Source organism: Steroidobacter flavus, from assembly GCF_042651805.1.
GTDB lineage: Bacteria > Pseudomonadota > Gammaproteobacteria > Steroidobacterales > Steroidobacteraceae > Steroidobacter > Steroidobacter flavus.
Window position 1 is genome coordinate 3,382,816 of record NZ_JBHSDU010000003.1, and the last position, 24,091, is coordinate 3,406,906.

Below are 24,091 nucleotides of genomic sequence, written 5' to 3' on the forward strand. Positions count from 1 at the left end.
CTCGATCGAGATAGTCGGAGACCCCGCCGCGAAGGCACCTGCGTCAGCGAGTTCGTACGCTCGCCGGCGGAGGTACTCATGTCGTCGACACAATTGACCGATGATGGTCTGGATCCGGAAATCCGTCGTTTCGTGAAGCTGATGGGCCAGCGCTGGCGTCAGCATCCGCCGCTGGACAAAGTTTCATTCCCCGAAGCGCGACGGATCGCCGAAGAAGTGCGATCGGCGTGGACTCGGGGCGGCCCGAAGATGGCGCGCACCGAAGAGCTCAGGGTGCCCGCGCCCGAAGGCCCGGTCCGCGTTCGCATTCACGATCCACTCAACGACGGCCTGCGTCCCGCGTTTGTTTATTTGCACGGCGGCGGCTGGACCATCTTCAGCATCGACACGCACGATCGTCTGATGCGTGAGTACGCCGCTCGCAGCGGCATGATCGTGATCGCCGTCGATTACTCGCTCTCACCTGAGAGTCGCTTCCCTCGCGCTATTGACGAAGCCGTCGCGGTCGTGCGCTGGTTGCGGGAGAAGGGCACGAGCTATGGCGTCGACCCGCATCGTATTGCTGTCGGCGGCGACTCGGCCGGGGCGGCGATGACGATTTCCACCTGTATCAAGTTGCGCGATGCCGGCGAGACCGACGCGGTGAAAGCCATGGTGCTGAACTACGGTGCCTACGACGCGACTTGTGACAACGAGTCTTACAAGCGCTACGGCGAAGGCGGCTATATGTGGGATCACGGCGAGATGGCTGCGTTCTGGCGCAACTACCTCGGCGACACACCCATGACCGATCCGCTCGCCTGTCCCATTCACGCCGACGTTCGCAATCTGCCGCCGGCATTCTCAGCCGTGCCGGATTGTGACGTGATGTATGAAGAGGCCATGGCGATGGCGGAGAAGCTGCGTCGCGCCGGTGTGAAGTCACATATCGCTGTGTACGCCGGAGCCACGCACAGTTTTCTCGAGGCCGTGTCGATTGCACGAATTGCCGACCGTGCGTTCACCGAAGCGGCGCGCTGGCTGCGAGATACGTTGAACAGCTGAGCACATTTCCGCCAACGTTTATCACCAATCCATCGCGGTCTCGACGCGTGCTCGTCAAAGGCACGTTTACGCGATGGCGTATTTCAAGAAGGACGTATGTCGATCCGCAAGCCTTATCTGATTTTCCTCGGCGATGCCGCCGAGCCCGTACTGGCCAAGACCGCGTTCGGCGTGCGCGACTGGTCGCAGCAGGATTGTCTCGCTCAATGGCGACTACCCGAATGCAAAGTCGATCTCGGCCTGCCCGATAAGGAGCCGGCAGCTGCTGCCGAGATCGGTGCCCGTTCGTTGTTGCTTGGCATCGCGCCCGGCGGCGGTCGCGTTCCTCCTTCGTGGGTGCCGGGTTTGAGGAAGGCGATTGAGGCGGGCCTCGATATCGTCAGTGGACTGCACACGCGGCTCGAAGATGTTGAAGGTCTGGCGGAGCTGGCGGCGAAGCACAAGGTGCAGCTGATCAACGTTCGCACGCCGCCGAAAGATCTGCCCATCGGCAATGGCATCAAGCGCAGTGGGAAGCGTTTGCTCACTGTCGGCACTGACTGCGCGCTCGGCAAGAAATACACCGCGCTCACGATTACTAAGGCGCTGCAGTCGCGAGGGGTCGCGGCCACGTTTCGTGCGACGGGTCAGACCGGAATTCTCATTGCGGGCAGCGGCGTGCCGCTGGATTGCGTGGTGGCGGATTTCGTGTCGGGCGCGATTGAGCAACTTACTCCCGCAGCGGCCGATGATCATTGGGACGTGATCGAAGGGCAGGGCTCGCTGTTTCACCCCGGCTACGCCGGCGTGACGCTCGGTCTCGTGCACGGAGCCCAGCCCGATGCGCTCATTCTTTGTCACGACCCGACGCGCAAGCACATCGCCTATCACCCGCATGCCGCGATGCCGTCACTGAAGCTTGCCGCCACCCGCTACATCGAGGCAGCGCAGCTCAACAACGCAAATGTGAGGTTGGTGGGAGTGAGCTTGAATACATCGGCTTTGTCGCAGGCCGAGCGCGAGCGTGCGTTGTCGCAAGCTGAGCATGAATTGGCCGTGCCGAGCTTCGATCCGTTGAAGACGTCGAGTGATTCGGTAATTCAACGGATGCTCGGCTAGCGACCGTCTGGCAAGAAAGCAACGATGACGACTACAAAAAAACCAAGCCGCCTCTTCATCAAAAAATCCGTCGAACGAGTCCGAGCCGAAGCGGGGGCGCAGCCGTTCCGGCGAGTGCTTGGGCCGGTGGATCTGGTCATGCTCGGCATCGGTTGTATCATCGGGGCCGGCATCTTCGTGCTCACGGGCAATGCCGCCGCGAGTTTTGCGGGGCCGGCGGTGCTCGTGTCGTTTCTGATTGCGGGGTTCGCGTGCGCGCTCACGGGACTTTGTTACGCTGAGCTCGCATCGACGCTCCCTGTCACCGGCTCTGCTTACACATATTCGTACACGACTCTCGGTGAAGTGGTCGCCTGGATCACCGGCTGGTTGATGGTGCTCGAGCTGGGCATTGCCGTCTCGCTCGTCGCGGTCGGGTTCTCCGGTTACACCGTCAGTCTGTTGCGTGACTTCGGCATAACAGTGCCGCCTGAGCTCGCGACTGCCTATATCAACTCAGTGAGCACTCCGGACGGCATTCGCTTCGTGGCCGGCCAAGGCTTCAACCTCGTCGCGGTGATCGGCGTGTTCGTCGTCTCGATCCTGCTCGTGATTGGCATCGAGACGTCCGTGGCCGTGACTCGCTTCGTGGTCATGGCCAAAATCGTGGTGCTGCTCGCCTTCGCGATCATCGGCTCGCAATACATCGACTCGGTACACTGGACGCCGTTCATCCCCGAGCATGAAGGCGGCTTCTCCTACGGCTGGCCGGGCATCTTCCGCGCGGCTTCGGTGATCTTCTTCGCGTACGTCGGCTTCGAAACCGTCTGTACCGCTGCCGCCGAAGCGCGCAATCCCCAACGTGACTTGCCGATCGGCATCATCGGCTCGCTCGTCGTGTGTACCGTGATTTACGTGGCGGTGGCCGCCGTGCTCACCGGCGTCGTGCCGTACCGCCAGCTCGGTGTGGCGGACCCGATGGCTGTGGCGGTGGATGTCATGAATCTTCCCTGGTTCGGGCTGGTGGTCAAACTGGGCGCCATCGCCGGCCTGTTCTCGGTGATGCTCGCGACCACTTATGGTCAAACGCGTGTGTTCTACGCCATGTCACGCGACGGATTGCTCCCTGCATTGTTCTCGCGCGTTCATGCTAAGCGGCGCACCCCGCATATCGGTACGCTGGTTCTCGGTGTCGCGATCGCCCTGGCGGCGGGCTTGCTGCCCATCACCATTCTTTCCGACATGGTGACCCTGGGGACGGCTCTGGGGTTCGGGATTGTCTGCATCAGCGTCATCTGGTTGCGCAATGTGCGTCCGGATCTCGAGCGGCCGTTTCAAGTGCCCGGTGGGGGCATTCGAGTCAACGGGGTGAAAATTGCTTTCATTCCCGCCTTGGGAATAGTTTTCTGTATCCTTATGGTCGCGCCGCTGCTGCTCGATATCGTCGAGAAAGCACTGCGTGGTGACGCCATCCCGGCAATGTTGCTGGGAGGCTATTGCGCGCTGGGCGCGGTCATCTACTGGGTGTACGGCTTGCGGCATTCCAAACTCGCCGCGGCGGACGTACAGCCCGAGACCCATGGGTTGAGTCAGGAGTCCGTGTGAAGCTAACCGTTCAAACGAAATACTGGAAGCTGAGCGAGCCGTTCGTCATTGCGCGCGGCACGTATACGACCAGCGATGTCATCATCGTCGAATTGCAGGATGGTCCCCACATCGGCCGCGGCGAAGCGGCGGGCGTCGACTATCACGGCGAGACGCCAGACTCGATGGTCGCTCAGGTGGAAGCTGTCCGTAGCAAGATCGAAGCGGGCGTCACACGCGCCGAGTTGTTGAAGCTGCTGCCCATCGGCGGCGCCCGTAACGCGCTCGATGCGGCGTTGTGGGATCTGGAGGCGAAGCGCACCGGTCGCCGCGCCTGGGACCTGGCCGGCGTCGGCAACACTCGCGAGATCGCGAGCGCCATGACCATCGGCATTCGTTCCATCGAAGGTTATGAAAAGGCCGCACGCGGTCTGGCGCACTATCGCTGGATCAAGATCAAAGTGAACAACGACGATCCGCTCGGCTGCATCGAGGCCGTGCGTCGCGGAGCGCCGAATTCCCGCTTGATCGTCGACGCCAACCAGGCGTGGGACGTGCCGACGCTGTACTCGCTGGGACCACAGCTCGCGAAGCTGCGCGTCGATTTGCTGGAACAGCCGGTGAAGGTCGGCGGCGATAAGGATCTCGAGCTCGGCCGTTCGCCCATCCCGGTGTGCGCGGATGAATCGATCGACACCATCGACGATCTTCAGTATCTGAAGACCCGTTATGAGTTCGTGAACATCAAGCTCGACAAGACGGGCGGTCTCACCGCCGCGCTGGAGCTGGCCCACGCCGCGCGTGCCGAAGGCATGCGATTGATGGTGGGCTGCATGGTCACCGGCTCAGTCGGCATGGCACCGGGCATGGTGCTCGCGCAGCTGTGCGAAGTGGTGGATCTCGACGGCCCGCTGCTGCAGGCTGAAGATTGGGAACACCCGATTCAATACGACCGCACGGGCGTGATGTCCTGGCCGTCGCCCAAACTCTGGGGCTGATTGCCGCATATTAAACGAGGGATCGGGCATCCTGCCACGACCCTCGTGCGAGCTGGCAAAAAGGCGTGACTTTTTGCCGCTCGCCGCCGCCTGTGGCGGCGGGGTACATCCATGTACCCAGGGTGGCTCTATTTAAGGACCGGCAGCTCCACAAAGCTGCCGTGATAAATCCGCTGCGTCGCCTTCTTATAGGCGTCCTTCGGCGCGTACGCGATGTTCGGCACAAACGTTTGTGGATTGCGGTCGTAGAGCGGGAACCAGCTGCTCTGGATCTGGACCATGATGCGATGGCCGGGCAGGAACGTATGGTTCGCGTGCGGCATGCGGACGCGATACGGTAGTGTCGCGTTCGACTTGATCGGCTTCGCCACCTCATAGCTCTCACGATAGCGGCCGCGCAGGATGTCAGCTGAGACCATCAGCTGATATCCGCCCAGCTCCGGTGTCAGCGGCACTTCTTCCGGATACGCATCGATCAGCTTCACGACCCAGTCCGAATCCTGTCCCGTGGTCGATGCATGCAGCTCGGCAAAGATGCCGCCGGCCAAAGTCACGGGCTCCTTCAACGGCTCGCTCGCATAAGTCAGCACGTCGGGGCGCGACTCGAACGGGCGCTGATCGTCGACCAACCATTGGCCCCAAGTCGTGTCGTGCGAGTCGTTCGGCAGAATCGGTTGCACGCGATACGGCACAGGCTTGGCGGGATCCGAAACATACTCGTCGAACGATTTCGCTTTGGCGTCGGGCGCTGTGAATGACAGCGTGCCATTCGCTTCCAAATAGATCTTCCGGGTCGAAACGCCCGGTGCCGGCCACTGACTGTAAGAGCGCCATTCGTTCGTTCCTGTTTCGAACGCGCGCACTCTCGGCGTCGGCGAGGCGGGTTGCTTGTCGCGCAGGTGTTGCTCGAAGAACGGCAGCATCACCTGGTACAGAAAGTAATGCGTCGTGTCCGAATTCCACTGCAGCGCGCCGAGGTGCGAGCCGCTGTACGTATGGAACCAGGGATCTTGCTGACCGTGGAACCATGGGCCGATGACCAGCTGATTCTGCGCTCCCTGCTTCTGAAGTTCCGCGAACACGGCCGGTGAGCCGTAGTTGTCTTCCTGATCGAACAGGCCGTGCACGATGAGGGTCGGTACCTTCACTGAAGTGCGTGCGATCAGTTTGTCGACGGCCTGCGCCTGCCAGATCTGGGTGTAAGCCGGGTTGTCGATCAATTTCTTCCAGGCCGGCAACTGATCCATGTTGCGCGACTTCGCCATGTCGTTGGTCGAGCCGGCACGCAAGTACGTTATGTAGGCATCGCGCGAGCCCATCGGAATTTCGTTCGCGCCTTTGAGCGTCGTCTGCCGATACACGTATTCGAGCGAGAACGGGCGGAACGCGCCGTTGTGATACCAGTCATCGCCGACCCAGCCGTCGACCATGGCGTTCATGGGAATCGCCGCCTTCAACGCGGGATGAGAGTCGAACAGCGCCATCAACGACGTCCAGCCCTCATAGGACACGCCGATGATCCCGACGCGCCCGTTGTTGTTCGGAACGTTCTTCACCAGCCAATCGATGGTGTCGTAAGCATCGGTCGATTGATCGACCGGGCCAGGATTGAGCGGCCCGCGCAGCGGCAACGTCATCACGTAATTGCCTTCCGAGCCGTGCTTGCCGCGCACGTCCTGATAAACGCGGATGTAACCTTTTTCGAGCAACGGTGCGTCCGGCATCGGTACGGCCGCAGTCGCGGTCGGGCTGCGCGGGCGACCTGTGTAGGTCTGGCGGTTGCTCGCATCGTACGGCGTGCGCGTGATGACAATGGGCGCCGGTGCCGCCAAGTGTTTCGGTTTCCAGATTACGGTGAACAGCTTCACGCCGTCCCGCATTGGAATCATCACTTCTTCGCGCGTGTAGTCGAAGATCGAAATGTTGGCTTCGAAATGTTCCGGAATCTCCGAAGGCAGCGCCGCGTTGCTCTGTGATGCCTGCGCGCCTCCCGCCAGCAGAGCGAAAGAAACGACAGCACTCAGCAAAGATCGTTGTAGTTTCATCGTTTCACCACATCATGAAAGGAGCGACTTCGGCATCGGATACTCGGCCGGCGATGACATCGCGCAACGCCTGGTCGATGATTCCCAGCGCTTCACCGACTTCGGCTTCAGTCAATGTCAGCGGCGGGGTGAATTCGAGCACGTTGCCGCGCAAGCCCACATAGACGAAGGCGGCGCCGAGCTGATACGCGCGATAGATGATCTTTGCGGTGGTGACGACCGGCACGGGCTCGCCTGTGTTGCCGTCGATGAGCTCGACGCCGACGGCCAGGCCGCGACCGCGCACGTTACCGATGATGCTGTGATCTTTGCCCAGCGCTCGCAGCCCGTGCATGAACGCGTTGCCGACTCGCTCTGCGTTCGCGGCAAGGCCTTCCTCTTTGAGCGCACGCAGAACGACGCGTCCCGCGGCAGTCGCGACCGGATTGCCCGCCGTTGTTTGCAAGGCGAAGGCCGGCGCGTGATCCATGATTTCTTTCGGGCCGACGACGGCGGACAGCGGCAATCCGCCGCCCAGTGCCTTGCCGAACACGACCACATCGGGCTCGAGACCTTCGTGCTCGAAGCAATGAATCTTGCCGGTGCGACCGAGGCCGACCTTCACTTCATCGACGACGACGCGAATGCCGTGCTTGCGGCAGCGGTCCTGAAGCGCCTTCAGAAATCCCGGCGGCGGTACGATCAAGCCGCCATCTGACATCAAGGGCTCGAGGAACACCGCTGCGACTTGATGCGGCGGGCAGGTCGTTGCGAACTGATAGTCCAGCAACTTCAGCACTTCGTCGGCGGTGAAGTTGTTCCGATACGGATCGGGATACGGCAGCAACAGCAGGCCAGCACGCGGCAACGAATGCGTCATCGCGGTGTGACCGCTGATGCTCATCGAGCCGGACAGATTGCCGTGATACGAGCCGATGAATGAAATGAATCGCGAGCGACCGGTCGCCGCTTGCAACACGCGCATGGCGCAGTCGTTCGCGTCCGAGCCTGAATGGCCGAACCACACGCGTCGCTCGCCGCTGCCCGGCGTGATCCTGAGCAGTTCTTCGGCGAGGGCGACCGCGTTTTCGTTCGGATAGGCCAGCAAGCTCGCGCCCGCCATGCTTTTGCAGGCGTCCGCGACCGCGGCGGCGAGGCCCGCGTGGCTGTAACCCAAAATGGCGGGGCCGCACGAGGCGGACAGGTCGAGCACCTGCCGGCCCCCTTCTTCGATAAGGCGGTTGCCGACGCCGCCGACCACGGCGAGCGGCGAAAATCTGAGCCGTCCGATGTTGGCGATGACGCGAGCGTCCCGCGCCCGCAGTGACGAGGATTCGGCTGTGCTCAAGCGCGCTCTCCGGGGATTCGGTCGACTTTCAGAAGGCGCCCGGGTGAGCGCTTCATGTAAACAAGATTACACAGCGGCCGTCGAATTTCAATTTTGAAGGACTATTGACAGAGGCCGGAAGCGGCTCTTAAATCGGCTTGGGCCGGCACTCCAATTATTAAGATGAGCCGGCGTGGGGATGGCGTATCGGGAGAGTCCATGGCTAAGGGGTCCCTGAAAGTAAAGCTGCGGCCGGCGCTGGCGGATGGCGTGGCCAGCGAGCTCGCCGCCGGCGGCAAGCTCGCCGAGCTTTACGAGAACTATTGCGCCGAGCTTTGCAGCTATTTACGGCGCACCTTCGGCGCCGGCCCACCCGACGCGCAGGACGTGGTGCATGAGGCGTTCGCGAAGTTCGCGGCACTGGCCGATCGCAGCCAGGTGCTCAACCCGCGGGCCTATCTGTATCGCAGCTCTTACCATATATTCATCGACGAGCGCCGTCGCCTGAGCAGCTGGCGTAACGGCGTCGCGCCGGCGCTCGCGGACACCGGGACGCATAACGACGAGATCACGCCGGAGCGGGTGTTCATCGCCAACGAAGGGCTCGAGTCGTTACGCAATGCCATTCAGGCGCTGCCGGCGGAGCGTCGACGGTCGTTTCTGTTACATCGTTTGTATGGGTTGTCGTGCGCCGAGATCGCGCGGCGAGACGGTTATTCCGAGTCCGCCATCAAGAAACACATCACACTCGCCATGGCCGATATCGACGCGGCTTTGCGCAAGGGACAGGCCCGGTGACCGAGACCGGCAAAGACGAGGCGATTCGCAGCGAGGCGCGGCACTGGCTGATGCGCCAGGCGCTCGACGGCGAATCGCTCGAACATAGCGAACCTTTCCAGCGCTGGTATCGGGCGAGTGAGTCGCATGCGCAGGCGTTCGATGAGATCGCACGTACCTGGTCGGACGCCGCGACCTTGCAGGACCTGAAGCATCTCGTCGAGCCTCAAGCCCCGGCTGCGAACGATTCGTGGCGCATGCGAGCCATCGCGGCCAGCGTCGCGCTGGTCGCCATCATTGGACTATTGATATGGACGCTGCAGCGTCCGCAGGTCTATCAGACGCAGGTCGGCGAAGTTCGCGAGCTGGCGCTCTCCGATGGCAGCGCACTGACCCTGGGCGGAAAAACGGTCGTCGCGATTCGCATGACCGAGAGCCGCCGTTTTGCCGAGCTGCGGGCGGGTGAAATTCTCCTATCCGTTCATCCGGATAAACAGCGGCCGTTCTTTGTTTCAGCCGGCGAGACCCGCCTGCGCGTGGTCGGCACGCAGTTCGACGTGCGGCGGGGCGTGTCGCAAGTGGAGATCGGCGTACTGGAAGGCACGGTCGAAGTGGTTGGCGAGCGTGAGCCCCAGGCGATCAAACGAGTGCACGGCGGCCAGCAAGTGGTTGCGACCGGGCAGGGAGAGTTGGGTGAGCCGCAACTGAACGGCCCGATGCAGCCCGGCTCGTGGCGCAAGGGGCAGCGCATGTACATCGACACGCCGCTGCGAGAGATCGTGGCCGATGCCAATCGTTATTCACAGCAGTCGGTCGAGCTGGCCGATGCCGGCCTGGGCGAGCTCAAAGTTTCGGTGTCATTCCGGGCGGAGAATCAGCAGCAGATGCTCAACAGCCTGCAGCTCGCCCTGCCCTTGACTGTGGAGCGCCTTGCGTCGGGCCGGGTCGTTCTGCACGCCGCCACCACCCACTAACGCGCCCAGCCCACCCGCGGCGGCGGCCTTCGGCCGCGCCCAACTGGCTATAGTCCATTACCGGGCTGCGCGCCCGAATGTCCGGAAGCGGGGATGCGCTACACGGGCACGTTGTCGAAACGGCTTCGGGCACTTTCGAGTCTGGAAAAGTGTCGCTGGCGCGATGTGTTTCGTCTCATGAGAGATGATCATCTTGAAGGGGGCGGCAGCTGCATGACTCAAACTCTATTGCGTCGGGCACGGGCGGAGGCCTGCGCGTGCCTGGTATTCGTTTGTCTGCTATTCGCCGGCAGCGGCCAGGCGGCGGGCTCCGCGTCGGGCGATGGCCTGGAGCGATTGCCGGGCGACACCCGCCCGCTGCACTACCTGATTTCGGCACGGCCCAATAAAGACAACACGGGATTTTCGGCCAAAGCGACGTTGCGCTTCGAGGTGGTGACGCCCACTGCGCAAGTCGTCGTTAACTCGCGCGACCTGACGATCTCCAAAGCGCAGCTGAAGAATGGCGCAACCCCGAAGGTCAGCACCGATCCGGCCAGACATCGGACGATCTTCAGTTTCGAGAAGCCCCTGACGCGCGGCCAGCATGAGCTGGAGGTCGAATACACCGGCCTGATTACCGAAAATATCGAGGGTGTGTTCCGAGTGGAGCAGCAGTCGCGCGACGGCAAGCGTCAGCAGATGCTGTTCACCCATCTGTGCTGTATCGGCACGGCTCGCAAGTTCGCGCCGCTCTGGGATCAACCGGATCAAAAGGCGGTGTTCGAGCTGGAGTTGACCGTTCCGGCCGGTCTCGACGCCGTATCCAACACGCCGGTCGCGAAGCGCGAGACGTTGCCGTCAGGCGAGTCGAAAGTGCGCTTCGAACCGTCGCCGCGCATGAGCTCGTACTTGCTGTTCTTCGCAGTCGGCAAGTTCGATCACATCTCCGGTAAGGCGGGTGACACCGAGGTGGGGGTGTACACGCAGCCCGGCAAAGGAGATCAGGGGCGCTTCGCGCTACAAGCGACCGTCGATTCGTTGAATCTCTACAACGAATACTTCGGCGTCGATTACCCGCTGAAGAAACTGGACAGCATCGCGTTCCCCGGCGCCGGCGGTTTCGGCGCGATGGAGAACTGGGGCGCGATCTTCTATTTCGAGCCGTATCTGCTGATCGATCCGAAGCTGGCGACACAGCGCAATCGACAGGACGTGTACGTCGTCGTCGCGCACGAGGTCTCGCATCAGTGGTTCGGCAATCTGGTCACGATGAAGTGGTGGGACGACCTGTGGCTCAACGAAGGCTTCGCAACCTGGATGGCGAGCAAGGCCACCGATCATTACAAGCCGGAATGGAACGTGTGGCGTATGGATTCGGAAAGCCGCGAGCAGGCGATGCGGCTGGATGCGCGCGACTCGACCCATCCCATCATTCGCCCGGTGCGCACGTACGAAGAGGCCGAGCTGGCATTTGATGAGATCACGTACGAGAAAGGCAATCAGGTCATCCGCATGATCGAGGCCTACGTCGGCGAGGATGCGTTCAGGAAGGCCATTCGCGCGCACGTCAAGAAGCACGCCTATGACAATGCCATCACCGACGATTTGTGGCGGGAGTTGGAAATCACTTCGCCGTTTCCGGTGTCGGATATCGCGCGTGACTTCACCGTGCAGGAAGGCGTGCCGCTGATCGATGTGATTTCGTCGAAATGCGTGGGCGACAAGACTGCGTTGTCGGTGCGACAGAGTCGCTTCGGTCTGGATGGGACGTCTAAACAGGCGAAGGAATGGCGCGTGCCGGTGACGGCGACCGTGGTTGGCACGAACAAGGTTGCCCGTCAGGTCGTGCGTGGTAGCGCGCCTGCCAACATCACATTGGAAGGATGCGGTCCAGTGAAGGTGAATCTCGGCGAAGCCGGCTATTACCGCACGCGTTATGACTCGGCCTCGTTCGCGCAGCTCGATAAGAGCTTCGGCAAGCTGCCCGCTCAGGATCAACTGGGCTTGATGAATGACAGCTTCAATCTCGCCGAAGGAGGTTACACCCCGTTCGCGGGATATCTGAATCTGGTGCTGAACGTGCCGGTCTCGGCCGATCCCGTGTTGTGGCTGCATCTGACGCGTTCGATGCGCGTGCTCGACAGGGTTTACCAAGGCCGTGCCGATCACGAGCAGTTCCGTGCGTTCGCTCGATGGAAAGCCAGCGGAGCGCTACGACAGCTCGGCTGGGTCGAGCGCGCGAACGAATCGGCGAATGTCAGCATTGCTCGTGCGGAGCTGGTGGAGCTGCTGGTGTCGTTGCGCGATCCGGCAACTCAAAAGGAAGCGCTCCGTCGTTTCCATGGCGTGGACGCCGATCCGTCGCTCATCAGCGGCGGCATGCGGCAGGCAATCGTCAATGCGGTAGGAATGTCCGCCGATGCGAAGATGCTCGACGAATTGCTGGCACGCGCCGCGAAGTCGACTGATTCGGCGGAGAGCCAGATGTATCTGCTCGCGGCCGCGCGCGTACAAGATCCAGTGCTGGTCAAGCGCGTGCTCGATCTCACGTTGACGGACGCGATACCGGCACCGCTGGTGGGCAACATGCTGCGACAAGTCGCTGAGTCGCACTCCGTATCGACCTTCGATTTCGTCACGTCGAAGTACGAGTCGGTTGGAGCCAGACTGGAATCGTTTGCGCGAGTCGGTGTGGCGCAGGGCGTTGCGAGCAATGCCGTCGATGTCTCCGTGCTGCCGCGCCTGGAAAAGTTCGTCGCCGAGAAAGTGGGCGACGCGGGGCGTGAAAGCTTGAAACGCGCGCGTTCGATGGTGACGTTCAGCGATGAAGTGCGTCGCGAGCGCCTGCCCGAAGTGGATGCCTGGCTGCGCGCACACGCGGCGGCCTGGACAGTACAGCAATAAATCAATCGGAGCTGAAGTCGTGACCAAGCATATGATCACCCGTCGCGCTGTCATGGGCGCACTGGCCGGCGCCGCGGTCGTTGGTGGAACTGAGGCCGGCGCGCAAACACCGGCTCCGCGCGTGGCCGGGCAGCAATGGGATGTCGTCGTCATCGGTGCGGGCGTGTTCGGTTCCTGGTCGGCGTACAAACTGCTCAAGCAAGGGAAGAAAGTATTGCTGGTCGATGCGTGGGGGCCGAGTCACGCACGCGCGTCGTCGGGTGGCGAGTCACGACTGACGCGAACCGAATACGGCGGTGACCAGATCTACACGCGCTTCGCTTGGGAAGCGTTGAGCGACTGGATCGCGCTGTCTAAGAAGGCCGAGCTGCCGATCTTCCATCCGATCGGCGCGCTGTACATCTACCAGAAGGAGCCGGACACGCTTGCCGCCAGCATCGCGCTCAACAAGGAGCACGGTGCGCCGATGCAGCGGATCGAGCGCGCCGAGTTGTTGAAGCGGTATCCGCAGATCGGACTGGATGGAATTCAGTTCGCGGTTCTGCAGCCCACCATGGGGGCGCTCATGGCGCGGCGGGGCGTGCAGACGCTGGTAAAGCATTTCGTCGAGGAGGGCGGCACCTATCAGCAGCTGGCGATTCAGCCACCGAAGGCTGGCGCCGCGCTCGATGCGATCACCAGCCTGAGCGGCGAAACTGTGCGTGCCAAACAGTTCGTGTTTGCTTGCGGCCCGTGGCTGCCCAAGTTATTTCCCGATGTGGTCGGCACGCGCATCGTGCCGACGAGACAAGAGATTTTTTTCTTCGGCCCGGATCCGGGCGATACCCGATTCGATCCGCCGCAGATGCCGGCGTGGGTGGACCCCGACGAGCCGGGCATTCCCTACGGATTCCCTTCGCTGGAAGCACGGGGCTTCAAGCTTGCGATCGACGGGCACGGTCCACGCATCGATCCGGATACCAACGATCGCATCATCTCTGCCGAAGGCCTGAAGCAGATTCGTGCCTATCTCGCGCGGCGGTTCCCCGCAATCTCCAAGCGCCCGCTGTCCGAGTCGCGCGTCTGCCAATATGAGAACAGCGACAACGGCGACTTCATCATCGACAAGCATCCGAAGTGGCAGAACGTGCTGATCGTCGGCGGTGGCTCCGGCCACGGTTTCAAGCATGGCCCGGCGGTGGGGCGCTATGTCAGCGAGCTCGCGACAGGTAAGCTGTCGAAGCCCGAGGCGCGTTTCGCGCTGACGGCTCACAAATACCAGGGATGATCGCGAGGACGTCTCAAATGCTAAGAAAAATCATCCACGCCACGCTGGCGGCGGTTGTATTGCAGTCGGTGAGTGTCGCGGCGTCAGCAGCGCCCGATGCCATTTATTTCAACGCGAACGTGTGGACGGGCAACGCTCAGCAACCCAAGGCCGAAGCGATCGCCATCGATGACGGCAATATCGTCGCGGTCGGCACCAGTGCAGACGTTCGCAAGCTGGCGGATGCAAAGACCAACGCCGTCGACCTGAAGGGCGCCTTCGTGGTGCCGGGGTTCATCGACAACCACGTGCATTTCATCAACGGCGGCCTGGCGCTGGCGCAAGTGGATCTGCGTGACGCGGCGACTCGCGCTGAATTCACGAAGCGAATCGCCGAGGCCGCGGCCAAGACGCCCAAAGGGCAGTGGATCAAGGATGGCAATTGGGATCACGAGTTGTGGGGCGGCGAGCTGCCGACCCGCGACTGGATCGACAAGGACACACCGAACACGCCGGTGTTCATCTCGCGCCTCGACGGTCACATGGCGCTGGCGAATTCGCTGGTGCTGAAGCTCGCCGGCGTCGACGAGAAGACGCCCGATCCCGCAGGCGGCACCATCGTTCGCGACAAGAGCGGTCGACCCACCGGCGTCCTGAAAGACAACGCGATGAACCTGGTGTTCAAGGTGATTCCGCCGGTGTCGGATCAGGAACTGGCGCAGGGCCTGGAGCGCGCGATGGAACATGCCGTCGCGCGTGGCGTGACCCAAGTGCACGATATGGGCGGCATCGAAGACTTTCGCGTGCTCGATCTCTATCGGCGCACTCGCGCCAGCGACAAGCTGCGCATGCGCATCTACTCGTTCGTGCCGATGGCTGAGCGACAGAAGGCAGCGGAGTACAAGAAACAAAACGGCACGGGCGATGAGTGGTTGCGCTGGGGCGGAGTGAAAGGCTTCGTCGACGGCTCGCTCGGCTCGACCACCGCCTGGTTTCACAAGCCCTACGACGACGCTCCGAACACCACCGGGCTGACGATGGTCGAGCCGGAGAAGTTGCGTGCGGGTATCGTCGAGGCGAATCAGGCGGGCCTGCACGTGGCCGTGCACGCCATCGGCGATCGCGCCAACGACTGGTTGCTCGACGCGTTCGAAAAAATCGAGCAGGCCGGGCCGAAGAAAGATTGGCGCTTCCGCATCGAGCACGCTCAGCATCTCACGCCCGCCGCGATCAAGCGGTTCGGGCCGCTGGGCGTGGTTGCGTCCATGCAGCCGTATCACGCGATCGACGACGGCCGCTGGGCCGAGAAGCGCATCGGCGCAGAGCGACTCAAAGGTACGTACGCGTTCCGCTCCTTGATCGACTCTGGAGCGCATCTCACATTCGGTTCGGATTGGCCGGTGGCGCCGCTCGATCCATTGACCGGCATCTATGCCGCCGTCACTCGACGAACCACCGACGGTGCGAATCCGAATGGCTGGCAGCCGCAGCAGAAGATCACAGTCGCCGAGGCGCTGCGCTCATACACCGCGGAGAACGCCTGGGCGGGCTTTCAGGAAGGCAAGGTCGGCGTGCTGAAGCAGGGCGCGCTGGCGGATTTCGCCGTCCTGTCGAAGGACCTGTTCGCTGTGCCGCCAGCCGAGATCGACAAGGTGAAGGTCGTGCGCACCGTCGTCGGTGGGCGCGAGGTGTATCTCGCGCGTTAGCTGAATGTTTCCAAGGCGCGCAATGCCTCTTCGAGCTTGCGCGTCCACACTTCCACGCCATCGGGATCCGAGATCAGATCGTTGCGGATCTCGATGAGCACGGCCGGGTTGTTCAGCTGATCGCCGTGGACGACCAGCGCGTAGTCGGCATCTGCGCTCACGCCATACGGAACATTCGCGCCGACGTTCAACAACGGATCGCGGCTCAACTGCGCGATGAGGGCCTGGCCTAAGTTGGCGGCCTTATCGAACAGTACGCCCGCATGCCACGAGCGCTGCTGGCCCAGATACACCGGCGTGAAGCTGTGAACCGCGACCAGTACGTTGCGCCGGCCGTCCGCCGTCCGCTGTTCGAGATGCGCACGCAGGCGATCCTGAAACGGATGAAACATCAGCCGCTGGCGCCGTTCCCGTTCGCTGGCGTCCAGTGAAAGGTTGCCGGTAATGTCTGTCGCTTCGGATCGCAGCGGGATGCTGTCAGCCACGTGGAGCGGGCGGTTCAAGTCGATCAACAATCTGGAGTAGCCGCTGAGGAAAGCGGACGCGTCGAGACGCTTCGATAAAGTGCGCGTGACATTGGCTGCGCCGATGTCCCAGGCGATGTGACGCGCCAGGTCGCTGTCGTTCAGGCCGAGCTTCTTGTACTCGGCGGGGATGTGATTGGAGGCGTGCTCGCAGATCAGCACGAACGGCGAGCGGCCGTTCTCATTGAGAGCTTCAACCGCGTCAGGCCAATCGGTTGCGCCAACGTCCGCCAGCATCAATACAACGTCCGGTAGCGTTCGCACACTTCCGCAGGCGACAGGCTGGCCAGCGTCGCCAGCTCGGCCTTACGCACGCCATGGAAGGACTCGATGAACAGCGGATCGAACCAGCTTTGCACGACGGCGTCGGCGTCGAACGCCTTCAGCGCGGCCGGCAAGGTCTCGGGCAAGCGCACGAGCCCCAGTTCGGCACGCTTCTGATCGCTCATCTCGGTCGGATCGTCATCGACCAGTGGCGGGCAGGGCATCTTGGCTTTCAAGCCTTCGAGGCCCGCGAGCACGACCGCCGTCATCGTCAGATAAGGATTCGCGGTCGCATCGGCGGCGCGATACTCGATGTTGAATTGCGGGGATGGATCGGCACCGCCGATGGATACGACCGGGCAAATGCGCAAAGTCGCTTCCCGATGCTGATTGGCCAACCAGGTGTACGACGAGCTCCAAGCGTGTGGCTTGAGTCGGTAGTACGACGGCAGGCTCGGCGCCGTCAGCGCCGTGATGGCGGGCAGATGTTTGAGGATGCCGGCGCAGAATGCTGCGGCCTGCGGCGACAATCCGCCAGGACCCTCGGCTGCATAAGTCAGCGGCTTGCCATTCACGTCGCGGAAACTAAAGTGCAGGTGCACGCCGTTACCGACGCCGTCCGGCGAAGTCTTCGGCGCAAAGCTCGCATGCCAGCCCTTGGCTCGGGCAATCTCACGAGCCACTTCGCGAATGACCACGCAACGATCCGACGCCGTGATGCCATCGCTCGGCCCGCAAGTCACTTCGAATTGATCGGCGCCGAATTCGGAGATCACGACTTCGGGATCGACGCCGGCTTGTTCCAACGCCGCCATCAGGCGCGAGGTGTATTCGTCGGCGCTGCGTAGGGCAGCGAACGACAACGCATGTGAAGGAGGCAGGGCGGCGCCGAACAACTGGAACTCCTGCTCGAAGCTGGCGAGCAGATTGATGCCATGCTCATTGCGCAAGCGATCCAGCGCATTTTTCAGCAGCGTCCGTGTGCAGCAGTTCCAGGGCGAGCCATCCAGACCGACGATATTGCCGAACACGATGTCGAAAGGAGTGATGCGGCCGGTATGTTCCGTGCGGTAACGGGCCTTCAGGTCCGGAATGATCCGCAGATCGCCCCGTGCGCCCCACGGGTTCGGGTTCGCGATGGAGTTGAACGGTGTCAGGCAAATGTTTGCTTGCAGCCAGCCGATGCCGTGCCTGGAGATGCGCTCCAGATTTTTCGCCGCGACGAAGCGGCCGCGCGTGATCGCGGCGAGGTCGGTGGTCGTGACGCCAACTAATGGCTCGAGGCCGGGTGTCGTGGTGCTCATGAGCGAAGCGCGGCGAAGCGAGCCGCGACCGTAGTCGTGTCCGCAGTCCAGCAGTATCCGCCAAACGCCTTCAGGGCAGTCTCATGCCGCTGTTGAGTCTTGGCGCCGCATGCGTCGTTGACGCAGGTGATCATGTAGCCGAGGTCCGCACCGTCGCGCACGGCCATGTCGACGCATTGATCGGTCATGATGCCGGACACGATCAGATTGCGAATGCCCAGGTTGCGCAGCAGGTAATGAATGTTGGTGGAGTTGAACACGCCCGAGGACGTCTTCGGCAACAGAATCTCATCGCCCACCGGCATCAGCGACGGCACGGGCAGCGCGAGCGGATCGTCCGGGCCCAGGTGAATGGGCGTCATCTTGTGATCAAGACCGCGATCCCGGCCGTCGCGCGTCAGGCTGCGAATGATGGTGTGGATCACTTCGACACCGTTCGCACGCGCCGCTTGCAGCAGGCGCTCGTTGTTCGGAATCACACGCTGCGCGGCTTCGCGATAGAAATAATCGTCCGGCGAACCGGGATGATCCGGATCGGCACCCGGCTCGAGCCAGGCACGCTGCAGATCGATCAGCAGCAGCGCGGTTTGTCCGGGCCGGAAGGCCTCGTCACGTTTGGGAATGGACTGGCTCATCAACGTTTCTTCTTGGCGGCGGCCCGCTTGGCCGGTGCCTTGGTGCCATCGACGGTCGCGATATTGCGGGAACGGATCCGCTCCAGCTCCTCCATGCGCGTGCCGTTGTTGTCGGGTTGCTCGGCGACGATGCGGGCGACCAGCGCTTCCATCTGAGCCACGGCCGGTGCCAGCGTGTCATACGGAGAATCGGCTTCCATCGGGCCGACGATCACGACTTTCGCGTGCTCGGCGGCGGGCGAGCGCCATACATCCGTGAATAGAACGATCTGCGCGCCGCGCTCGGCGGCCTGCTCAGCGAAACGAATCACGTCGGTTTGATAACGGCGGTGATCGAACACGACCAAGGTGTCGCGTGGCCCGGCATCGAGCAGCAGATCGAAGCTCTCGGCCGACAGCGACGGCACTTCGATCACGCCGGGACGGAACTGAGCGAGGTAACCCGCCAGCATGCCGGCGATGTGGCGGCTGAAGCGGCCACCGAGCAGCAACACTCGGCCTTTGGCTTCCATGATCAACTGCACGGCTTTGCCATAGGTCTGCGGCAGGGTCATGGCGGCGGCGGATTCGACGGTGGCGGCGGCCGAGCGAATATATGTTTCCTCGACGCTGCGACCGCCGGTGGCCGCGGCGCGGGCCGGCCGCTTCGCTTCCATCATCATCAAGGGCGAGCGCAGCCCGGCCTCGACTTCTTCGAGCAGGCGCTTCTGGAACGCGGCGAAGCCGTCGAAGCCCAGCTTGGTCACCATGCGGATCACACTGGGATCGCTGACCCCGGCGCGACGCGCCAATGCGGTGGCGGTGCCGAGGCCGGCTACCGGATAATCGCCCAGCAGCACCTGGGCTATCTTGGCTTCGGCCGGCGTCAGTGCCAGGCCATGCTGAGTGAGCAAATCCCGAATGGGAGGAACAGCGTTCAAGGGAGCACTCCGTTTCTGACGGCAGAATTACATATGGCGCTCGAACTTGCAATTCTGAAGGATTATTGACATCGACGGTGCGACCCCCTCTAATCTGTAAACACGGGGTTGGCGGCCGGGCATCCGGCCGAAATGGGGCATCACTTGTCTTCCGGAATGCGCAGTGCGTTGGCCGATTCGGTCGCCATGGCAGCCGCAGTGCTGCTGATCGCGGTGGCCGCGGCGCTGTTTGGCAGCACCTCGATGCAGCGGGTGGTCGCCCACGCCGCCGTCATGCTATCCGCGGTGCTGGCGCTGCAACTGTTCTCCGGCAACTCTCGCATTGTTTCTTTCGGCCACGCCGCGTTCATGGCGCTCGGTGCCTACACGGTGGGCATTCTCACTTTAAACGCTCAGCTGCAACACAACGCATTGCCCCAACTGCCGACGTTGCTCGCCGATCTGGAATTGTCGACCTGGAATGCGTTGATCGTCGCGGCGCTGGTCGGCGCGATAGCCGGTGTGATCAGCGGCGCGACTCTGTTGAGGTTGTCGGGCTCGGCCGCCGCCATCGCCACCCTCGCGTTCTTGATCATTGTTTATACGTTGCTGGCCGCGGCCCGCGAGATCACTCGAGGCAGCCAACCTTTTTATGGTGTGCCGCGAGACGCGGGGCTGTGGGCCACGGCGCTGTTCGCGATGCTCACATTGGTGATTACCCGGACGTTTCGTGAGACGTCCTGGGGCCTGGCTGCCAGAGCCGCGGCGGATGACGAGGCCGGTGCCATTGCTGTTGGCATCAATCCGCGCGCGGCCTTTTTCTTTCCTTGGGTGCTGAGCGCGACGCTCGCGGCCGTGGCGGGTGGCTTGCTGGCGCAAGTGTTGGGCGCGTTCACGCCGCATACGTTCTATTTCGATCTGGCGTTCACGTTGCTGGTGACCTTGATCGTCGGCGGCATGGGCTCGTCGCTTGGCGCGTTGGCGGGCTTGCTGGCGACGACGGTCTTGATCGAAGTCATGCGCCAGGTCGAGAGCGCGGTGTCGGTGTTCGGCTTGACGCAGAGTGCGCTGGCGATTGCGATGATTCTGGTCATCTGGCGTCGGCCGGAAGGATTGAGCGGCGGTTTGGAATTGAATCTTCTGCGTCGGCTCGGCAAGCAGCCGGCAGCGCCGGTCGTGCCTATGGAAGTGAAGCGCGCGAATGCCGACGTTCTGCGTGTTGCCGCGGTGACCAAGCGATATGCGGGCCTGGTCGCTGTGTCCGATGTTTCTTTTGAGATCGCGCCGGACAGCATCACCGGCATCATCGGCCCGAACGGCGCGGGCAAGACCACACTGGTCAGCATGCTCGCGGGTCACGTGCCGCCGACGGACGGCAAGATTCATCTGGGCGAAACCGCCGTTCATAAGACGGCCGCACACAGAGTCGTGCGTGCTGGCCTCGGCCGGACATTTCAAAACATTCGGGTGTTCACGCGGATGACGGTGCTGGAGAACGTGCTGTCTGCGGCGCGCGGTGTGCACTCGAATGTCGCGGCGGCTGAAGAAGCGGCCAGGCGCGAGCTCGCACGCGTGGGGTTGCTTGAGCAGGCGGATGCATTGGCCGGCAGTCTCGCTTACGGCATGCGTCGGCGTGTGGAGATCGCACGCGCGCTGGCTTGTGAGCCGACGTTTCTTTTGTTGGATGAGCCGGCGGCGGGCCTGAATCCTGCGGAGACGCGCGAGTTGATGATTCTGCTCGCGGCCGTTCGCAAAGAGCGAGGCATCGGTATCGTGCTCGTTGAGCATGATCTGATGTTCGTGATGCAGCTGTGCGAGAGCATCCTCGTACTGGATCAAGGGCGGCTGATTGCCGACGGCACGCCTGCGGAGGTGCAGAGCCATCCGGCTGTCATCGCCGCGTATCTCGGCAGCCGCGTGGCGGCCAAATCGCTCGCGACGAATCAACCAAGTCTGAATCCAGTGGCCGCGGGGTCCAATTGAGCATGCGTGGAGCGGTCCAAATGTTTGGTGGCGTTTCTCGTCTGGGGAGCTCGCGCATGCTTGAGTCAGTGCGTCCTATTTCCATCGTCACGGGTGCCATCGCGCTCGTTCTCGGCGGTTGCGGCTCCAAGCAGGACGATTCAAGCATCGTCATCGGTGTCGTCACCGCGCAGACTGGCGTGCTCGCGTCTTACGATCAGCCTTCGCTCGCCGGGTTTCGCATGTCCATCGATGAGATCAACGCACGTGGCGGGCTCGGAGGCAAACATCCAGTGAAGCTGTTGGTGCGCGATACGCGATCGGACACCGCAACGACCGCCGCCGCCGCGCAGGAACTCGTGGATGAGGGCGCGAAGATCATGATCACGCCGTGCGATGCGGATCCTTCCATTGTCGCAGGCCAGGTTACGCAGCCGGCCGGCGTGCCGACGCTGACGTTCTGCGGCTCATCGCCGATTCTGCCGGGCGCGGTGGGCGACATGATGTTTACTACGTATCCCACCGATAACCTGCAAGCGACGGCGCTGGCGAAGCACGCCTACGAGTCCGGTTTGCGAAAGGTGTATCTGCTGGTGTCGCCAGACACGACGTACACGTCCGGGCTGCCGGAGTACTTCGGCAAGGTGTTCACCAAGCTCGGCGGCACGGTCGTTGGGAAGGGCAGCTTCTCGATGAACCAGCCGGATTTCTCGGTCGCGGTTACGACCATTCGTAACCTCAAGGAACAGCCCGATCTGATCATGACCGCCGCCTACGAGCCGGACTTTCCGGCGTTCGTTCGTCAGCTGCGCGCGGCGGGTGTAACCACGCCCGTGTTTGGAGCGGACGCACTTGGCACGCCGACGATTGCTGGGCTAGGTGAGTTGGCGAATGGCGTCGTGTTCACGTCAGCGGGCTGTGCGACAGAGGGCAGCAAGCTGGAAGCGTTCAACCAGCAGTTCAACAAAGTGACCGGCCACGTTCCCAGCTCCGCGTATGAAGTGAATGGCTATGAGATCGGTCTGTTGCTGGACGCCGCCGTCAAAGCAGCGACGTCGATGACTGGCACGGCGATTCGCGACGCGCTCGACAATCTCGAGAACTTCGAGGCCGTCACGGGCACGATCACCTATCGCGGCACCCGGCGCATTCCGGTTCGATCGGTCGCCCTGCTGCGCTATGAAGGTGGCAAGGCGCAATGTTTGCAGTCGGTCACGCCGGCTGCCTCGGAAATTCCGGCTCCGCTCTGATCATGTTGCACGCTGAAGGTATCAAGGTCCGGTACGGCGAAATCGAAGCCATCCGCGGCGTCGATCTGAGCGTGGGCGAGCGCGAAGTGGTCGCGCTCATCGGTGCGAACGGCGCCGGCAAGAGCACGACACTGAACGCGTTGTGCGGCTTGTTGCCGACGGTGGCGGGCAAGATCACATTCCAAGGCACCGATGTCACCGGCTGGGCCCCGGACAAGATCTCGCGCAGTGGCATGGCGTTGACGCCTGAAGGCCGGCGTGTGTTCGGTCAGCTCACGGTTGCGGAGAACTTGATGCTCGGTGGCGCCGCTCACGCGGGCCGAGCTGAACGCGTACAACGACAGGAAGAACTGCTCGAGCTGTTTCCTGTATTGCGCAGTCGTATGACTCAGAAGGCGGGCAACATGTCTGGCGGCGAGCAGCAAATGCTGGCCATCGCGCGGTCGCTGATGTCTCGACCGAAGTTGCTGTTGCTGGATGAGCCGTCGCTCGGGCTCGCACCGCAGATGGTCGATAAGGTATTCGATCTGATCGTCGCACTTCGTAAAGCGGGGCTGTCCATTCTGCTGGTGGAGCAGAACGTCGGGCTCGCGTTGGAGATCGCGGATCGAGCGAGCGTGCTTCGCGGCGGCAGCATTGCGTTGAGCGGTAGCGCCGAGGAACTGGCGTCGTCGGATCTGGTGCGTCAGGCCTACCTCGGAGTGCACTGACATGTTGCTTCAACATGTAGTCAATGCGATCAGTCTCGGCGGCATCTATGCGCTGCTGGCGCTGGGTCTTGCTATCGTGTTCTCGATCGTCGGGCTCATCAACTTCGCGCACGGCGAGCTGATGACGATCGCCGGTTATTCGACGCTCGGCGCGCTGTTGTTCGGTGTGCCGTTCCCCGCGGCTGTGCTGATCGCCATCGCGACGACGGCGGTGGCGGCAATGGCGATGGAGCGGATCGCGTTTCGCCCCATGCGCGGCGCGAGTGTCACGAGCTTGCTGCTCACGAGCTTCGCCGTCAGCGCGCTGTTGAAGGTGATATTCCAAAATGGCCTGTCCGCTCGACCGCAGCCGCTGGCCATGCCACAGTGGATGACGGGCTCGTATCAAGTGGGCAATGTAGCGATCGGTGTAGGTCCGACGATTTCCATCGTGATTTCGGTGGTCGCGCTGATCAGCCTGGAGTTGTTCCTGCGTCGAACGGTCACTGGCACGGCCATGCGCGCGGCGGCCGAGGATTTTCCGGTCGTGCGATTGATGGGCATCGCGGCCGGACGAGTGATTGCGACGGCGTTTGCATTGTCCGGTGTGCTTGCGGGTATCGCCGCACTGTTATGGGTCGCGCAGCGTGCATCGGTCGATCCGCTGATGGGCGCCGTGCCGGTCGTCAAAGCCTTCATCGCAACGGTGGTCGGCGGCCTGGGCAGCCTTCCTGGCGCGGTGGTCGGAGGGTTGTTACTCGGCGCGATTGAAATTGGCCTGGACGCGGTATTGCCGCCGTCCGTTGTGCCGTATCGTGATGCCTTCGTGTTAAGCGGCGTCATTCTGATTTTGCTATTTCGTCCTCAGGGCGTCATTCCCGCGGCCACCGTGCGCCGTGGCTGACGCGTTCCGGTAGCCGA

19 protein-coding genes are annotated in these 24,091 nt (G+C 62.5%); 13 read left to right on the forward strand and 6 right to left on the reverse strand.

Going from position 1 to position 24,091, the window contains the following annotated elements:
- The first annotated feature begins 78 nt into the window (after positions 1 to 78).
- The 4 genes from ACFPN2_RS20385 (at position 79) to dgcA (ending at position 4,703) form a co-directional block, all read left to right on the forward strand.
- The gene (locus ACFPN2_RS20385) at positions 79 to 1,044 is read left to right on the forward strand and encodes an alpha/beta hydrolase (RefSeq protein WP_380599843.1); all 966 of its coding nucleotides are present in this window, start codon (positions 79 to 81) and stop codon (positions 1,042 to 1,044) included.
- Positions 1,045 to 1,140: 96 nt separating this feature from the next.
- Positions 1,141 to 2,142, forward strand: a complete 1,002-nt coding sequence (locus ACFPN2_RS20390; RefSeq protein ID WP_380599844.1) for an N-acetyltransferase DgcN family protein — start codon at positions 1,141 to 1,143, stop codon at positions 2,140 to 2,142.
- Between the two features lie 24 nt (positions 2,143 to 2,166).
- The gene (locus tag ACFPN2_RS20395; RefSeq protein WP_380599846.1) at positions 2,167 to 3,726 is read left to right on the forward strand and encodes an amino acid permease; all 1,560 of its coding nucleotides are present in this window, start codon (positions 2,167 to 2,169) and stop codon (positions 3,724 to 3,726) included.
- Positions 3,723 to 4,703: an N-acetyl-D-Glu racemase DgcA gene (gene dgcA, locus ACFPN2_RS20400; RefSeq protein WP_380599848.1), complete on the forward strand. Its 981-nt coding sequence runs from the start codon at positions 3,723 to 3,725 to the stop codon at positions 4,701 to 4,703. Before ACFPN2_RS20395 ends, dgcA begins: the two co-directional genes overlap by 4 nt.
- A 128-nt stretch (positions 4,704 to 4,831) precedes the next feature.
- On the opposite strand, the gene ACFPN2_RS20405 is transcribed toward dgcA, so the two are convergent.
- Together ACFPN2_RS20405 and ACFPN2_RS20410 are read right to left on the reverse strand one after the other, a co-directional pair.
- Positions 4,832 to 6,748: a CocE/NonD family hydrolase gene (locus tag ACFPN2_RS20405; RefSeq protein WP_380599850.1), complete on the reverse strand. Its 1,917-nt coding sequence runs from the start codon at positions 6,746 to 6,748 to the stop codon at positions 4,832 to 4,834.
- A 4-nt stretch (positions 6,749 to 6,752) separates the two neighbouring features.
- On the reverse strand, positions 6,753 to 8,075 hold the full coding sequence (locus ACFPN2_RS20410) for an aspartate aminotransferase family protein (RefSeq protein WP_380599852.1): 1,323 nt from the start codon (positions 8,073 to 8,075) through the stop codon (positions 6,753 to 6,755).
- Between the two features lie 198 nt (positions 8,076 to 8,273).
- Between ACFPN2_RS20410 and ACFPN2_RS20415 the strand changes: the two genes are divergently transcribed.
- From ACFPN2_RS20415 to ACFPN2_RS20435, 5 genes are all read left to right on the forward strand, one after another.
- Complete coding sequence (locus ACFPN2_RS20415) at positions 8,274 to 8,852, forward strand: RNA polymerase sigma factor (protein ID WP_380599853.1); 579 nt, start codon at positions 8,274 to 8,276, stop codon at positions 8,850 to 8,852.
- The gene (locus ACFPN2_RS20420) at positions 8,849 to 9,805 is read left to right on the forward strand and encodes a FecR family protein (protein WP_380599855.1); all 957 of its coding nucleotides are present in this window, start codon (positions 8,849 to 8,851) and stop codon (positions 9,803 to 9,805) included. Before ACFPN2_RS20415 ends, ACFPN2_RS20420 begins: the two co-directional genes overlap by 4 nt.
- A 213-nt stretch (positions 9,806 to 10,018) precedes the next feature.
- A complete protein-coding gene (locus ACFPN2_RS20425) occupies positions 10,019 to 12,691 on the forward strand; it encodes a M1 family metallopeptidase (RefSeq protein ID WP_380599857.1) in 2,673 nt (890 codons plus the stop codon).
- Between the two features lie 19 nt (positions 12,692 to 12,710).
- On the forward strand, positions 12,711 to 13,958 hold the full coding sequence (locus tag ACFPN2_RS20430; protein WP_380599859.1) for an FAD-dependent oxidoreductase: 1,248 nt from the start codon (positions 12,711 to 12,713) through the stop codon (positions 13,956 to 13,958).
- A 17-nt stretch (positions 13,959 to 13,975) separates the two neighbouring features.
- A complete protein-coding gene (locus ACFPN2_RS20435; protein ID WP_380599861.1) occupies positions 13,976 to 15,643 on the forward strand; it encodes an amidohydrolase in 1,668 nt (555 codons plus the stop codon).
- Here ACFPN2_RS20435 and ACFPN2_RS20440 read toward each other — a convergent pair.
- Genes ACFPN2_RS20440 through ACFPN2_RS20455 form a run of 4 tightly spaced genes read right to left on the reverse strand, consistent with a single transcriptional unit; the run spans position 15,640 to position 19,290 of the window.
- The gene (locus ACFPN2_RS20440; RefSeq protein WP_380599862.1) at positions 15,640 to 16,404 is read right to left on the reverse strand and encodes an N-formylglutamate amidohydrolase; all 765 of its coding nucleotides are present in this window, start codon (positions 16,402 to 16,404) and stop codon (positions 15,640 to 15,642) included. The two genes, ACFPN2_RS20435 and ACFPN2_RS20440, sit on opposite strands and share 4 nt — an antisense overlap.
- Complete coding sequence (locus ACFPN2_RS20445) at positions 16,404 to 17,735, reverse strand: glutamine synthetase family protein (protein ID WP_380599864.1); 1,332 nt, start codon at positions 17,733 to 17,735, stop codon at positions 16,404 to 16,406. The genes ACFPN2_RS20440 and ACFPN2_RS20445 overlap by 1 nt, the downstream gene beginning before the upstream one ends.
- A complete protein-coding gene (locus ACFPN2_RS20450) occupies positions 17,732 to 18,370 on the reverse strand; it encodes a cysteine hydrolase family protein (RefSeq protein WP_380599866.1) in 639 nt (212 codons plus the stop codon). The genes ACFPN2_RS20445 and ACFPN2_RS20450 overlap by 4 nt, the downstream gene beginning before the upstream one ends.
- On the reverse strand, positions 18,370 to 19,290 hold the full coding sequence (locus tag ACFPN2_RS20455; RefSeq protein ID WP_380599868.1) for a MurR/RpiR family transcriptional regulator: 921 nt from the start codon (positions 19,288 to 19,290) through the stop codon (positions 18,370 to 18,372). The genes ACFPN2_RS20450 and ACFPN2_RS20455 overlap by 1 nt, the downstream gene beginning before the upstream one ends.
- A gap of 186 nt (positions 19,291 to 19,476) precedes the next feature.
- On the opposite strand from ACFPN2_RS20455, the gene ACFPN2_RS20460 reads away from it, so the two are divergent.
- From ACFPN2_RS20460 to ACFPN2_RS20475, 4 genes are read left to right on the forward strand one after another with little or no spacing between them, the layout of a single operon-like run.
- Entirely contained in the window at positions 19,477 to 21,252 is a 1,776-nt protein-coding gene (locus ACFPN2_RS20460) for a branched-chain amino acid ABC transporter ATP-binding protein/permease (RefSeq protein WP_380599869.1), read from the forward strand.
- Between the two features lie 56 nt (positions 21,253 to 21,308).
- Positions 21,309 to 22,481: an ABC transporter substrate-binding protein gene (locus tag ACFPN2_RS20465; protein WP_380599871.1), complete on the forward strand. Its 1,173-nt coding sequence runs from the start codon at positions 21,309 to 21,311 to the stop codon at positions 22,479 to 22,481.
- Between the two features lie 2 nt (positions 22,482 to 22,483).
- On the forward strand, positions 22,484 to 23,191 hold the full coding sequence (locus ACFPN2_RS20470) for an ABC transporter ATP-binding protein (protein ID WP_380599873.1): 708 nt from the start codon (positions 22,484 to 22,486) through the stop codon (positions 23,189 to 23,191).
- A gap of 1 nt (position 23,192) precedes the next feature.
- Positions 23,193 to 24,074 carry a branched-chain amino acid ABC transporter permease gene (locus ACFPN2_RS20475; protein WP_380599875.1) on the forward strand — a complete coding sequence of 294 codons (882 nt, stop codon included), beginning with the start codon at positions 23,193 to 23,195 and terminating at the stop codon, positions 24,072 to 24,074.
- Positions 24,075 to 24,091: the final 17 nt, after the last annotated feature.

What these genes read in the sequence shown, in the direction of transcription:
- ACFPN2_RS20415 (WP_380599853.1), top strand. Translation starts at nt 8,274, where the DNA reads ATGGCTAAGGGGTCCCTGAAAGTAAAGCTGCGGCCGGCGCTGGCGGAT.
- ACFPN2_RS20460 (WP_380599869.1), top strand. Translation starts at nt 19,477, where the DNA reads ATGGCAGCCGCAGTGCTGCTGATCGCGGTGGCCGCGGCGCTGTTTGGC.
- ACFPN2_RS20435 (WP_380599861.1), top strand. Translation starts at nt 13,976, where the DNA reads ATGCTAAGAAAAATCATCCACGCCACGCTGGCGGCGGTTGTATTGCAG.
- ACFPN2_RS20395 (WP_380599846.1), top strand. Translation starts at nt 2,167, where the DNA reads ATGACGACTACAAAAAAACCAAGCCGCCTCTTCATCAAAAAATCCGTC.
- ACFPN2_RS20440 (WP_380599862.1), bottom strand. Translation starts at nt 16,404, where the DNA reads ATGCTGGCGGACGTTGGCGCAACCGATTGGCCTGACGCGGTTGAAGCT.
- ACFPN2_RS20470 (WP_380599873.1), top strand. Translation starts at nt 22,484, where the DNA reads ATGTTGCACGCTGAAGGTATCAAGGTCCGGTACGGCGAAATCGAAGCC.
- ACFPN2_RS20450 (WP_380599866.1), bottom strand. Translation starts at nt 18,370, where the DNA reads ATGAGCCAGTCCATTCCCAAACGTGACGAGGCCTTCCGGCCCGGACAA.
- ACFPN2_RS20425 (WP_380599857.1), top strand. Translation starts at nt 10,019, where the DNA reads ATGACTCAAACTCTATTGCGTCGGGCACGGGCGGAGGCCTGCGCGTGC.
- ACFPN2_RS20475 (WP_380599875.1), top strand. Translation starts at nt 23,193, where the DNA reads ATGTTGCTTCAACATGTAGTCAATGCGATCAGTCTCGGCGGCATCTAT.
- ACFPN2_RS20405 (WP_380599850.1), bottom strand. Translation starts at nt 6,748, where the DNA reads ATGAAACTACAACGATCTTTGCTGAGTGCTGTCGTTTCTTTCGCTCTG.
- ACFPN2_RS20390 (WP_380599844.1), top strand. Translation starts at nt 1,141, where the DNA reads ATGTCGATCCGCAAGCCTTATCTGATTTTCCTCGGCGATGCCGCCGAG.
- ACFPN2_RS20385 (WP_380599843.1), top strand. Translation starts at nt 79, where the DNA reads ATGTCGTCGACACAATTGACCGATGATGGTCTGGATCCGGAAATCCGT.
- ACFPN2_RS20465 (WP_380599871.1), top strand. Translation starts at nt 21,309, where the DNA reads ATGCTTGAGTCAGTGCGTCCTATTTCCATCGTCACGGGTGCCATCGCG.
- ACFPN2_RS20445 (WP_380599864.1), bottom strand. Translation starts at nt 17,735, where the DNA reads ATGAGCACCACGACACCCGGCCTCGAGCCATTAGTTGGCGTCACGACC.